Raw genomic sequence first — 13,583 nt, 5'->3', positions numbered from 1 at the left:
CCATCACGGTTACTGAGTGGTTCGTGCCAGGACGGCGCGCACCGCGTCGTCCGGGGCGGCGCGCATGAACGCTTCGCCAATGCGGGGCATGAGCACGTAGCGGATTGAGCCGCCTTCGGTCTTCTTGTCGACCTGCATCAGGTCCAGCCAGCGATCCGCGCCCAGGTCGGGCGCCACGACCGGGCAGCCAATCGCCGCCACCAGCGCGCGCACGCGTTCAACGTCGGCCCGGGCAAAGCCCGCCACGTCGGCGGACAGCTCGGCCGCCTGCACCATGCCGCAGCCCACGGCTTCGCCGTGCAGCCAGGCGCCGTAGCCCAGCCCGGACTCGATGGCGTGGCCAAAGGTGTGGCCCAGGTTCAGGATGGCGCGCAAGCCGGACTCGCGCTCGTCCTTGCCCACCACCTGCGCCTTCAGCTCGCACGAACGGCGGATGGCGTGGGCGACGGCCTGCGGGTCCAGAGCGCGCAATTTTTGCGCATTGTCTTCGCACCACGTCCAGAAGTCGGGGTCCAGGATCAGGCCGTACTTGATGACTTCGGCCAGCCCGGCCGACACTTCGCGCGCAGGCAGCGTGTTCAGCACATCGGTATCGATTTCCACCGCAACCGGCTGGTAAAACGCGCCGATCATGTTCTTGCCCAGCGGGTGGTTCACGGCCGTCTTGCCGCCCACCGATGAATCCACCTGCGCCAGCAACGTCGTGGGCACTTGCAGGAAGCGCACGCCACGCATGTAGACGGCGGCAGCGAACCCGGTCATGTCGCCAATGACGCCGCCACCCAGGGCCACCAGCACGCAGCGGCGGTCCAGGCGGTGGGTCAGCAAGGCGTCAAAAATCAGGTTCAGCGACTGCCAGTCTTTGTAGGCCTCGCCGTCGGGCAGTTCAATGCGCAGCACGCGTTTACCGGTGCGAGCCAGCGCGGCTTCGGCGCGTTCGCCATACAGCGCCGCCACCGTGGGGTTGGTGACGACCGCAATCGCGGTGGCGTCGGCGGGGATGCATTGGTCCAGGGCATCGATGCGGCCGGGGCCGATGTGGATGGGATAGCTTCCGCCCGGGGTGTCGACGTCAACAACGTTCATATACGCTTCTCAAAGGCTTGTAATTGCGGCAGCAACGCCTTGACCAGGGTGTGGATGGGCATCGCGCCCGTTTCCACCACCAGGTCGGCGACTTCCTTGTAGAGGGGTTCCCGCAGGGTCATCAGGTCGCGCAGGGTGCCGCGGGGGTCCGCCGTAGCCAGCAAGGGGCGGTTACGGTCGCGGCAAGTACGGCGGAACAATTCGTCCACACTGGCCCTCAAATAGACGACGATTCCGCGTTCGTGCAGCCGCTGACGATTTTCGGCCGCCAGGATCGCGCCCCCGCCGGTTGCAAGAATAATGTTGCGCCGTTGGGTACACTCTTCCAAGGCGGCGGACTCTCGGCGACGAAAACCGGCTTCGCCCTCGATTTCGAAGATAACCGGCACCCGCACGCCGCAACGCGCCTCGAGCTCATGATCCAAATCCATAAACTCGCGCCCCAGCGCACGCGCCAGGCTACGGCCGATGGTGGTCTTGCCTGCGCCCATCATCCCGACCAGGAAGACGGGCAGGTCGTGCGGCAACGACACGGTCTTGCCTGTGCACTCCATGGCGCAAGGCAAGTTTTCAGGCGCCTCGTCGGAGGGCGCTGGGTCCGGGTCAGCCTCCGGACATGAGTGGGCGGAAAAGTTCATGTCGGCATTATCACATCTGCCGCCAGTTGCCCGCGTACCACACAGAACTATCTTGTTACAGAAACCGATCCCGAGCGCTGAGCCGGGACCGGAGTTACCCGTAAAATCGCCGCGATGAGCAAGCCCCAGAATTCCTCCAAGAAAGACAAGCCCGCCAAGAGCGGCTCCCCGATCCTGCGATTCTTCGTAAAAACCGGCATCCTCTTTGCCGGCCTGTTCCTGTGCGGCGTATTGCTGGCGGGAATGGCGCTGGCGCTGGCCTGGCCCAACCTGCCAGACCTGAACGCCATGACGGACTATCGCCCGCGGGTGCCGCTGCGCGTCTATACGGCGGATCGCGTCCTGATCGGCGAATTTGGCGAAGAACGCCGCAACGTGCTGCGTTTCAATGAAATTCCGGACGTCATGAAGTCCGCGGTGCTGGCGGCCGAAGACGACCGCTTCTATCAGCACGGCGGTATCGACTGGATGGGCGTTGCGCGCGCGGGCCTGACGAACCTGATCAACATGTCGAAGACGCAGGGCGCCAGCACGATCACGATGCAGGTCGCGCGCAACTTCTACCTGTCGTCGGAAAAAACGTATTCGCGCAAGTTCTACGAACTGCTGCTGACGTTCAAGATCGAGTCCGAGCTCACCAAGGACCAGATCCTTGAGCTCTACATGAACCAAATTTATCTGGGCCACCGCGCCTACGGTTTCGCCGCCGCCTCGCGCACTTACTTCGGCAAGCCGCTGGCGGAAGTGACGCCGGCCGAAGCCGCCATGCTGGCCGGCATTCCGAAGGCGCCTTCGCGCTTCAATCCGATTTCGAACCGCCCCCGCGCCGAACTGCGCCAGCGCTATGTGCTGGGCCGCATGCAGTCGCTGGGTTACCTGACCGAGCCGGAATACAAGCAGGCGATGGCGCAGCAGATCGTCATGAAGTCGGCGGAAGGCACGCCGGCCGGCGGCTATTCCATTCATGGCGAATACGTGGCGGAATTGGCGCGCCAGCTGCTGTTCAACGTCTACCAAGACAACGTCTACTCGCGCGGCATCAACATCTACACCACCGTGCAGTCGAAGGACCAGGAAGCGGCATACCGCGCCGTGCGTGAAGGCGTGCTGGAATACACGCGCCGCGCGCCCTACCCTGGCCCCGAGGAACAGCTGGACCTGCCCCCCGGCACCGAAAACAATCCGGCGGCGCTGGACGAATTCCTGGATGGCGTGTTCGACAAGTTCAGCGATAGCGGCGACCTGCTCACCGCGCTGGTCCTGTCGGCCAGCCCCACCGAAGTGAAGCTCGCGCGCAGCTCGCGCGAAATCATCACGGTGACCGACAAGAAGGTGCTGGGCGTTGTCGCCCGCGCACTGAACGACAAGGCCAAGCCCGAACAGCGCATCAAGCGCGGCTCGGTGGTCTACATCCGCAAGTTCGGCGACAACTGGGAAATCATCAACCTGCCTTCGGTGCAGGCAGCGTTCGTGGCCCTGTCGCCGCAAGACGGCGCCATCCGCGCCATGGTCGGCGGTTTCGACTTCTATCGCGGCAACTTCAACCGCGTGACGCAGGCGTGGCGCCAGCCGGGCTCGAACATCAAGCCCTTCATCTACGCCGCCTCGCTGGAACGCGGCCTGACGCCGGCCACGCAAATCTCTGACCAGCCGTTCGAACTGACCGCCGCGCAAACCGGCTCCAAAGCCTGGAACCCCAAGAACTACGGCAACCAGTACGAACCGATGCTGACGTTGCGCCAGGGCTTGTACAAGTCGAAGAACATGGTGTCGATCCGCATCCTGCAAGCCATCAGCCCGCAGTACGCACAGGACTACCTGACCCGTTTCGGTTTTGACAAGGCCCGCCAGCCGGCCGTGCTGCCGCTGGCGTTGGGCGCAGGCTCCGTCACGCCGCTGCAACTAGCCGGCGCGTTCTCGGTGTTTGCCAACGGCGGCTACCGCGTCACGCCGTATCTGATTGACCGCGTGACCGACAGCAACGGCAAGGTCATCATGCAATCCAAGCCGGTGGTGGCGGGCGACGCCGCTGCCCGCGCGATCGACCCGCGCACCGCCTGGGTCATGGACGACATCCTGCGCGGCGTGGCCACCTACGGCACCGCGGCGCGTGCTCGCGTGCTGCTCAAGCGCAACGACATCGCGGGCAAGACGGGCACGACCAACGAATCGGTGGACGCCTGGTTCTCGGGCTACACGCCGAACCTGGTTGCAACGTCGTGGCTGGGCTTTGACCAGCCGAAGTCGCTGGGCTCGCGCGAAACGGGTGGCGGCGTCGCCATGCCGATCTGGGTCGACTACATGCAAGACGTGCTCAAGGGCGTGCCGGAAGAAAAGCCGCGTGCGCGCCCCGACGGCATCATCGTGGAAAACGGCGAGTTCTATTTCTCGGAATTCCCGCCTGGGCAGGCCGTGGCCCGCCTGGGTCTGGCCGAGGCCGACACGCTGGGTGAGTTCCTGCATGGCTTGGGCAGCAGCAGCAACGAAGATACGAAGATCAAGGTAGCGCCGGGCGTGGGAACGCAAAACGCGGCCCCGTGGTCGCAGAAGATCCCGTTCTGATGAAAAAAGGCCGGCCTGTGATGGCCGGCCTTCAGTTGCTGATGGGCAGCCGGCTTTCTACTGAAGCACCGCTTCGGCCGGCCTGAACCGCTTGAAATCCCAATGCCGGCCCGGCGCGGCGTCCAGCAACTGGCGCGTGTAGCCATCCTGCGGCCGGGTCAGCACCGCGGCCGCCTCCCCCGCTTCGACGATCTGCCCCGACTTCATCACAACAATCGAATCGCAGATCTGCGCCGCCACGCGCAGGTCGTGTGTGATGAACAGCACGGCCGTATCGGTACGGGTGCGTATGTCTTCAATCAGTTCCAGCACCTGCGCCTGTACCGACACGTCCAACGCGGAGACCGCCTCGTCGGCGATCAGGATGTCGGGCCGCAGGGCCAGGGCGCGCGCAATGCAGATGCGCTGGCGCTGCCCGCCCGAGAACTGATGCGGATAGCGCTCCATGGTGTCCGCGCCCAGCCCGACGATATCCAGCAGCTCTATCGCCCGCGCTTGCGCCTCGTCTTGTGGCACGCCGAAGTTGCGCATGCCCTCGATGATCGAATCGCCGACGCGAAGGCGCGCATTCAGCGACCGGTACGGGTCCTGGAACACCACCTGGATGCGCTTGCGCACAGGATGGAATGCCCGTTTGCTGGCCGTGGCGATTTCGGTGCCATCCAGGCGCACGCTGCCGGAACTGGGATCGATCAGGCGAGCGATGCAGCGCGCCAGGGTGGACTTGCCCGAACCGGATTCGCCCACGATGCCCACGATCTCTTTCTTGCGCAGTGTGAAGCTGACATCGCGCACCGCGTGCACCGCGCGCTTTGCCTTGAAGAAGCCGCGCTCGCTATAGGTCTTTTGCAGACCGTTGACGACCAGCACAGGTTCGCCCTTGGGCGCCTGCCGAGCCGACGGCGCCAGCCCCGGCACCGATGACACCAGCATGCGGGTGTAAGCCTCTTTCGGACGCGCCAGCACCTCGTCGCGCGTACCCACCTCGACCAGCTTTCCGCGGTTCATCACCGCAATGCGATCGGCAATTTCCGCCACCACGCCGAAGTCATGCGTGATGAACAGCACCGCAGTGTTGTGCGACTTCTGCAACTCCAGAATCAACGCCAGGATTTGCTTCTGGGTAGTCACGTCCAGCGCGGTGGTGGGCTCGTCGGCGATCAGCAGCTTGGGGTTCAGAATCAGCGCCATGCAGATGACGATGCGTTGGCGTTGTCCGCCTGAAAGCTGATGAGGATAGGACTGGTAGATGCGTTCCACGTCCGGCAGCCGCACCGACTCCAGCATGTCCAGGATCTTGCGCTTGCGTGAGGCCGCGTCCATGGCGCTATGGGTGCGCAGTACCTCGTCGATCTGCCAGCCCACCGTGCGCACCGGATTGAGCGCCGTCATGGGCTCCTGGAAGACCATGGACATGCGGGTCGCGCGTAGTTCGCGCAGGCGCTCCGGCGTGCACGCCAGCACGTCTTCGCCGTCAAGCAGGATGCGCCCTGCGCTGGGCCGCAGCGCATCCGGCGCCAGCAGGCCCATTACCGAAAATGACGTTACGGATTTGCCCGATCCGGACTCCCCGACCACACACAGTGTTTCACCGGCGTGTATGTCGAAGCTGATGCCTTCGACCACGTGGCGCGGCTCATCCACCGGCGCGCCTACGAGCGACACCGACAGATTCTGCACTTGCAGCACGGGCATTGTGGAATCGTTCATGTCAGACCCTTCTCGCCATCTTGGGATCAAGGGCATCGCGCATGGCGTCACCCAGCATGTTCACGCTAAGCACGGTCAGCGCCAGGAACACGCCTGGCAGCAGAATCAGCTCCGGCTTGATCTGGAAGTACATCCTGCCTTCGGCGATCACGTTGCCCCAGGACGGAAACTCTGGCGGCATACCGACGCCCAGGAAGCTCATGACCGCCTCGGACAGCATGGCGGACGCAAAGATGAAGGTGCCCTGCACGATCAGCGGCGCCACCGTGTTCGGCACCAGATGGCGCAGCATCAGCACGTGCGTGGGCGTGCCCAGCGAAATGGCGGCTTCCACATAAGGCTCGTCACGCAGGCTCAGGATCAGGCCGCGTACCAGGCGCACCACTCGCGGAAACTCAGGCACGGCAATGGCGATGAGCACCGTCAACATGCTGGCGCCGGTTACCGCCACCAGCGCGATGGCAAGCAGGATGCTCGGCACGGACATGATGCCGTCCATGACGCGCATGATGACCATGTCCGCCGTGCGAAAGTAGCCCGCGATCACGCCCAGCGCCAGCCCGGGTATCAACGCGGCCACGGCCGTGCCCGCCCCGATCATCAGCGAAATGCGTGCGCCATGGACCACGCGTGACAGCACGTCGCGGCCATAGGCGTCGGTGCCAAACCAGTGCTCGGCGGAAAAGCCCTTCAGGCGCTGCATGGGATTGATGGCCATCGGGTCAGCCAGGCCCAGCAGGTTGGCCGAGACAGCGGCCAGGACGATAAGCGCAAGCGCCGCCAGCGCCGCCATGACAGGCCAGGTGGACAGCGTGCGAACCAGCGCGGACGCGGGTCGCTTGCGGATGGCAGGCGCAGCGCCGGCCCCACCCGCGATCGAGTGTATGGAAGTGGACATGCAAGTTCCTTCAATAACGGATGCGCGGATCGAACACCGAGTACAGAACGTCGATGGTCAGGTTCACACCGATGTAGACCAGTGAAAACAGCAGGATCAGCCCTTGGATCAGCGGATAATCCCGGGCCAGCACGGACTCGACCACCAGCCGGCCCAGGCCGGGCAGGTTGAACACCGATTCCGTGACGACCACGCCGCTGATCAATAACGCGATGCTCACGCCGATCACGGTGATGATGGGAACGGCCGCAGTTCGCAGCGCATGCGCCATCATCACGGCGCGTTCGGTGATGCCCTTGGCGCGCGCGGTGCGAATGAAGTCTTCGCCCATCACCTCCAGCACGCTGCTGCGTGCAATGCGCGCAATCAAGGCGACAAAGCCCGTGCTCAGTGCGATGGTGGGCAGCAGCAGGTGCAGGCCGAAGGCCACCAAGCCCGCCGACGGCGACTTATAGCCTTGCACGGGCAGCCAGCCCAGCTTCATGGCAAACAGCAGGATCAGCGCGTAGCCGGTGACAAAGATGGGCACCGAAAAACCCAGCACCGAAAATGCCATCACCGCCCGGTCTGTGCGGGTGCCGCGCCGCCACGCCGAGAACACACCCAGCGGCACCGCGATCAGCGTGGACAGCAGGATGGTCGACAGCGCCAGCGCCAGCGACGGCCCCACGCGGGCACTGATCATCGCAGTGACGGGCGTGCCCGAATGCAGCGACACGCCCAGATCGCCTTGCAGCACCTGGCCGCTCCAAAGAAGGAACTGGGTGGCCAGCGACCGGTCCAGCCCCATGTGCTCGCGAATCTGGGCCAGCTGCGTCTCAGTGGCCGCATCGCCTGCCAGCATCAGCGCCGGGTCCCCCGGCGTCAGACGCAGCAGGCAAAACACCAGCACGGCCACCGTCAGCACCACGGGAACGGTTGCAAGGATGCGTCTGAGTAGGTAGCTGAACATGCTGGCTTACCGGCTTTTCTTAATGTTCCAGAACACCGGCGCGGGTGATTCCAACACGCCCGACAGCTTCTTGCTGTAGGCGGCGGCGGTCTCGATCTGGCCCAGTGTGACGGCTACGCCTTCGTCCAGCATCACGTCCTGAAGCTGGTCGGCGATCTGCTTGCGTTCAGGTTCCGTCGCCGCCACCAGGAACTGATCACGCAGTGCCTCGACTTTCGGCACGGTCGGCCAACCAAACCAGGCCTTCTCGCCGTTGGCCGACACGCCATAGTTGCGCAGCGGGTCCATGATTTCGCTGACGTGCCACGTGGTCACGAAAATGCTCCAGCCGCCCTTGGCGGGCACGTCGCGGTTGGCGCGGCGCGACAGCATGGTCATGAAGTCCATGGCCTGCAATTGAACGTTGAAGCCAGCCTGGCGCAACTGCTGCGCCATCACCACGGGAATGGCGGACGCCATGGCGATGTCGGTGGCATGCAGGATCACGACGGGCGCGCCGTCATACTTGGCCTCCTTCAGAAGCGCCTTCGCCTTGTCGATATTGGACGGCACGATCATGTCGGCACGGGTATCGCTGGAATACGGCAGGCCGCAGCCGAACACCGCGCCACAAGTCTTGAAGAACTCCGGATCGCCCACCTGCGCCTTCAGGATGTCGCCCTGCCCGACCGCATACATGGCGGCCTGGCGCACCAGCTTGTTGTCGAAGGGCGCATTAAGTTGGTTGAAGCGGTACATGGGCTGGTAGCCCATCTTGTCCAGCACGCGCAACGTCACGTCCGGTGCACTTCTGACCATCGGCACCAGGTCAAAAGGCACGGTCTCGATGTAATCGACCTCTCCGCCCAGCAGGGCATTGACGGTCGTCATCGGGTCGGCCATGGCCACCCATTCCACGCGGTCCACGTTGACCACCTTGCCGCCGGCCGTCCAGCTGGGCGCTTCCTTGCGCGGCACGTAGTCGGTATTCTTTTCGTAGACCGTCTTCACGCCCGGCTGGAATTCCTTCTGCACGAACTTGAAGGGCCCGGACCCGGTGTAATCGCTGATGGCCTGCGCCACCGGCGTTTGCGCCACGCGCTTGGGCATCATGAAGCTGGGCAGGCCGCTGGGTTTGCCCAGTGCGGACAGCACGTCCGCCGGCGCCGTCAGCACGATCTTGAAAGTCTTGTCATCGATGACGTCCATCGATGCAACCAAGGGCATGAGCTGGCGGCCGGTCTTGTCCGACTGTGCCCATCGCTGAATCGAAGCCACGCAGTCCTCGGCCTTCACGGCGGCGCCATCGTGCCATTTCAACCCATCGCGCAGCGTGAACGTATAGGTCTTGCCGTCCGGCGAGACTTCCCATTTGTCCGCCATCTGCGGCTGGATCTTGTTGTTCGCGTCCGTCGCCAGCAGCGTGTCGTAGATCATGTAGGCGTGGTTGCGCGTCTGGTGCGACGCCGTCAGCACGGGGTCCAGCACCGTTAATTTGCTGGCCATCACCACGGTCAGGGTTTCCGCCTGCGCGGGCGCCCAGGCCAGGGCAACGGCGCAAGCCAGCGCGGCGCCGACGCGGCCCAGGCCGTAGCGAGATTCAACTCTTTGAGCGTTCAGAAAAGCCATGTCATTCCCTTGAAGTTTTATGGAAGAACGGGGCCTGTGCCGGCCCTTCGGATGGAGTTGCGATCAGGTCACACAACGTCAAATGACAGCGGCGACATCTGTTGGGCGCTGCGGCCGGCCACCAGATCGCGCGAAGGCACCAACGCCTCGGCGCGGCGCTGGGCCTCGTCCACCTGCTCGGCGGCCTTGCGGTAATCCAGCGAGTGCACCTGCCCTTCGTGCAGCACGCGGCGGCCGTCGATGTACACGGTGTGCACGGCGCGGTCCGCAGCGGCGTAAACCAGACTGCGCACCGGATCGCGCGACGGGCGCATCAAGTGATGCGTCATGTCCACCATCACGAGGTCGGCGCGCGCGCCCACCGCGATGCGGCCCAGGTCTTCTCGGCCCAGCGCCTTCGCGCCGCCAACCGTCGCGGCGTGGAACACTTCGCCGGTGGTGACCGCGCGCGGTGTTTGCGCCATCAAGCGAGCCAGGTAACCCACGTGGCGCATTTCCTCGATCATGTTGTGCGGATAGGTATCCGTGCCGATACCCAGGTTGATGCCCGCGCGTCGATAGCGCCCAAAGTCGCGCAGCGCCATGCCCCGGCGCATGAAGACCGTGGGGCAATGCGCCACGCTGGCGCCCGTTTCGGACAGGATGGACAGGTCGGTCGCCGTGCCCCAGTGCGTATTCGGATGGTCGTCCACAAAGATGCCGTGGCCCACGATGCTGCCGGGGTCCAACACGCCCAGGCTGTGCAGCCACTGAACGGGTGTAAGCCCATGGCGGCGCGTGATTTCGTGGAATTCCGGAAGCGACTGTGCGGCATGTGTCTGCCAGCCAATGCCGCGACGCTTCGCCTCTTGATGACTGGCCTTCAGCAGTTCGGGCGTGCAGGTGTCGATCTGCGCGGGCACCAGCATGCCCGTCAGGCGGCCGCACTCGTGCGCCTCGGCCTTGTCGATCAGCGCCAGCGCGCGCTCCATGCCCGCCTCGCCGGCCTTCTCGTTCCAGTCGTACTCCACCACATGGCCGTTGCGCGTGTACCAGCGCGCCGAGCGGAACATGGGCGCGATATAAGCCCGCAGGCCGCTTTGCACCATGATGTCGATCCAGTGCTCGTGCGCGACCGACATGTCCACGACGGTCGTCACGCCCGACATCAGCAGTTCGGCGGCGGCCAGCGTCAGCTGCGCGGGCGCGGCTTCGTCGTCGCCTTCCATCGTGGGCATGTACTCGTACAGATTCGAGTTGTACAGGCCCGGTGACCCGGTTTCGTCCGTGTAGCCCTTGTTGATGGGTTCGTGCACCAGATGGCTGTGGATGTCCACCAGACCCGGCATCACCATCATGCCGCTGCCGCTGACGATTTGCGCATCCGGCGTGGCCGCCTGCGCCCCCGCCCCGACGTGCGTGATACGGCCGTCCGCAAACGCCACGTCGGCGTTCTTCATGTAGACGTGCTGCTGGCGCGTGTCGTCCCAGGCAACCACGAATTCGGCGTTCTTGATCAAGGTAGTCTTCAACGCAATTTCCTCCGAAATGATTTTCGAGTGTCCATGTGGCGCGTTGCGTTAGCGCCAGTCTGGCCGCGTGCCCTTGCGGGCGCTTGGCGGCGCCAGGCTGGGCAGCCCGCGCGGCAAAAACTCTCCTTGACCCGGCGCGCCCGTAAAGCGCTTGCCGTCCCAAACGACTTGTCCACGCAGCAGCGTCATCGCGGGCCACGCCCGCAGCGTCATGCCCGCGTACGGCGTGTAGTCCACCGCGTGGTGCAGGTGTTCATTGGCGAGCGTGAATTCACGCTCTTCCCAGATCACCAGGTCGGCATCGCTGCCGATGGCCAGCGTGCCCTTTCGCGGGTACAGGCCATAGGCGCGCGCCGGCTGGGTGGCGGTCAGCTCTACGAAGCGGTTCAGGCTGATACGACCGGCCAACACCCCTTCGGAATACAGCAACGGCATGCGCGTTTCGATGCCGGGGATGCCATTCGGAATATGACGGAATGCCACTTCTTGGCCGCCGGGCGTCTTGCCGTCCTCGCCCGTCAGGTTGAATGGCGAGTGGTCAGACGAAAACACCGTGAAAAGGCCGTCTGCCAGCCCCTGCCAGATCTGCTCCTGGCTGGACTTGTCGCGCGGCGGTGGGCTGCACACGCAGCGCGCGCCGAAATAGCTGTCGTCCGTGCCAAGATCCGCGGCGGTCAGCAAGAGGTACTGCGGGCAGGTTTCGGCATAGACATTCAGGCCCTTGGCGCGCGCCTCGCGGATTTGCGCAACCGCTTCGCCGCCCGAGATGTGCACCAGCAGGATGGGCACGTCGATGAGCTCGGACAGAGCGATCGCGCGATGCGCGCCCTCGCGCTCCACCAGCATCGGCCGCGAAACGGCATGAAACCGCGGCGCCGTGCGGCCCGACGCCTCCAGCCGGCGCGTCAGCCAGGCGATGCAGTCGGAGTTCTCGGCATGGATCATCGCCATGCCGCCATGCACGCGCGCCACGTCCAGCACGTCCAGGATCTGGGCGTCGGACAACTTCAGCGCGTCGTACGTCATATACAGCTTGAACGAGCTGTAGCCGGCCTCTATCAGGCGCGGCAGCTCTTCAGCCAGCACGGTCGGCGTAGGGTCGGTCAGGATCAGGTGAAACGCATAGTCCACGCAGGCTCGGCCGCCGGCGCGCTGGTGGTAATCGTCGATGGCCGCCTGCACCGTCGCGCCCTTGCGCTGCGCCGCGAAGGGGATCACGGTGGTCGTGCCCCCGCAGGCGGCCGAGCGCGTACCGGTAAAAAAGTCATCCGCCAACTTCACGGGCGGCGCCATCGGCTGGTCCAGGTGGCAATGGGCATCGATGCCGCCGGGCGTGACCACTCGTCCGGCCACATCGATTTCACACATGCCCGGCGCCAAGCCGCGGCCGATCTGCACGATGCGGCCGTCCACGATCCCCAGATCCGCGCGACAGGTATCGCCAGCCGTTGCCAGCACCGCGTCACGCAGCACCAGATCAAAACCTTGCTTCGTCATATGCGTCAGCCCGTCTGATCCGCCCTTCCCCTGCCGCGAAGGCGTGGCGGGATGGGCATGTTGTGAGCGGATTCTAGGCCGAATACAAAAATGATTACGCTAGTGATTACCCTGAAATATACATTTCACGGCTGAATTGTTAACATTATTTTGGGCGCTGGCTGGCGGGCCTTGTCCAACGGCGGCGGCTGATCGGGTATCTTCACGTTCATCCGCCATGTTGCTGGCAACATGCGGCCTACAAGCGGCAAGCGACTGCTCATTACCCACGGCGGCGATCCCGCCCTGGCTTCTCACGCGCAAACCAAGAACGAGCCCATGGCATCAGACAAACGCGAAAACTCGGTCACCGGCATCTACGAGCGCATCTACCGCGCCATCCTGGACAACCGCCTCAAGCCCGGCACCAAGCTGGTCGAAGAGCGTCTGGCCGAAATCTTTGAAGTCAGCCGGCCGCGCATCCGCGAGGTTCTCGCGCGCCTGGCCCACGAACAGATCGTCGAACTATTCCCCCAGCGCGGCGCCTACGTCGCCAAGCCGTCCATCGAAAAAGCGCGTGACGTCTTCGAGGCGCGCCGACTGATAGAGCCTGCCGTCGTGCGGCGCCTGACGCAGAACCTTACGCCCGAGAAGCTGGCGCGCCTGCGCGAGCACGTCCTGTTGGAACACGATGCCCGCAAGCGCGACGACAAGCGCGCCATCATCCGGCTGGCGGGCGAATTTCATATTCTGCTGAGCGAGCTGGCGGGCAACGGCGAACTGGCGCGCACCATGCGCGAGCTGTCCACGCTGACCTGCCTGGTCATCTTTCTGTACAACCTGCCCACCGCCACCAGCTGCCGCGACGACGAACACGAGCTCATTACCGAAGCCATCGCTGCGCGTGACGCCCAGCGCGCCGAGGAACTGACGCTGCATCATCTGGAGCACATCGAACAAAGCGTGAAGCTGGAATCGGTGGAAGAATCGGTGGATCTGGAAGAAGTCTTCAAATTCTGACCCACCTTGACCCATGCCCCAGCGAAAATAACGAAAAGCCCCGGGGGGTAAAACCCGGGGCTTCTTGGCACCTGAAAAGCCGGACTATGGCGGCCGGCCTATTTTTTACTGACCGGACACGC

10 protein-coding genes are annotated in these 13,583 nt (G+C 64.3%); 2 read left to right on the top strand and 8 right to left on the bottom strand.

What is annotated here, in order from left to right:
• Positions 1–9 precede the first annotated feature (9 nt).
• Together aroB and AC1DSJ_RS19320 are read right to left on the bottom strand one after the other, a co-directional pair.
• Complete coding sequence (gene aroB / locus AC1DSJ_RS19325) at positions 10–1,086, bottom strand: 3-dehydroquinate synthase (RefSeq protein ID WP_346552559.1); 1,077 nt, start codon at positions 1,084–1,086, stop codon at positions 10–12.
• Positions 1,083–1,724: a shikimate kinase gene (locus AC1DSJ_RS19320; RefSeq protein WP_420840123.1), complete on the bottom strand. Its 642-nt coding sequence runs from the start codon at positions 1,722–1,724 to the stop codon at positions 1,083–1,085. Before AC1DSJ_RS19320 ends, aroB begins: the two co-directional genes overlap by 4 nt.
• 114 nt (positions 1,725–1,838) lie before the next feature.
• Here AC1DSJ_RS19320 and AC1DSJ_RS19315 point away from each other — a divergent pair, with 114 nt between their 5' ends.
• Positions 1,839–4,286, top strand: coding sequence for a penicillin-binding protein 1A (locus tag AC1DSJ_RS19315; protein WP_054420830.1), 2,448 nt, complete (start codon positions 1,839–1,841; stop codon positions 4,284–4,286).
• 57 nt (positions 4,287–4,343) lie between these two features.
• Here AC1DSJ_RS19315 and AC1DSJ_RS19310 read toward each other — a convergent pair whose 3' ends face one another.
• From AC1DSJ_RS19310 to hydA, 6 genes are all read right to left on the bottom strand, one after another.
• Positions 4,344–5,996, bottom strand: coding sequence for an ABC transporter ATP-binding protein (locus AC1DSJ_RS19310; RefSeq protein ID WP_441371930.1), 1,653 nt, complete (start codon positions 5,994–5,996; stop codon positions 4,344–4,346).
• Position 5,997: 1 nt separating this feature from the next.
• Entirely contained in the window at positions 5,998–6,894 is an 897-nt protein-coding gene (locus AC1DSJ_RS19305) for an ABC transporter permease (RefSeq protein WP_054420832.1), read from the bottom strand.
• A 10-nt stretch (positions 6,895–6,904) separates the two neighbouring features.
• Positions 6,905–7,846: an ABC transporter permease gene (locus AC1DSJ_RS19300; protein ID WP_054420833.1), complete on the bottom strand. Its 942-nt coding sequence runs from the start codon at positions 7,844–7,846 to the stop codon at positions 6,905–6,907.
• Between the two features lie 6 nt (positions 7,847–7,852).
• Positions 7,853–9,454: an ABC transporter substrate-binding protein gene (locus tag AC1DSJ_RS19295; RefSeq protein WP_441371929.1), complete on the bottom strand. Its 1,602-nt coding sequence runs from the start codon at positions 9,452–9,454 to the stop codon at positions 7,853–7,855.
• A 68-nt stretch (positions 9,455–9,522) separates the two neighbouring features.
• Positions 9,523–10,965, bottom strand: a complete 1,443-nt coding sequence (locus AC1DSJ_RS19290; protein WP_054420834.1) for an amidohydrolase family protein — start codon at positions 10,963–10,965, stop codon at positions 9,523–9,525.
• 48 nt (positions 10,966–11,013) lie between these two features.
• Positions 11,014–12,462: a dihydropyrimidinase gene (hydA, locus tag AC1DSJ_RS19285; RefSeq protein ID WP_427947833.1), complete on the bottom strand. Its 1,449-nt coding sequence runs from the start codon at positions 12,460–12,462 to the stop codon at positions 11,014–11,016.
• Between the two features lie 318 nt (positions 12,463–12,780).
• Here hydA and AC1DSJ_RS19280 point away from each other — a divergent pair, with 318 nt between their 5' ends.
• The gene (locus tag AC1DSJ_RS19280) at positions 12,781–13,461 is read left to right on the top strand and encodes a GntR family transcriptional regulator (protein ID WP_054421363.1); all 681 of its coding nucleotides are present in this window, start codon (positions 12,781–12,783) and stop codon (positions 13,459–13,461) included.
• Positions 13,462–13,583 lie beyond the last annotated feature (122 nt).

This window comes from Achromobacter sp. 01N37 (assembly GCF_056399725.1).
Note: the sequence above shows the minus strand (reverse complement) of the source record. Positions and strands in the feature narration are given on the sequence as shown.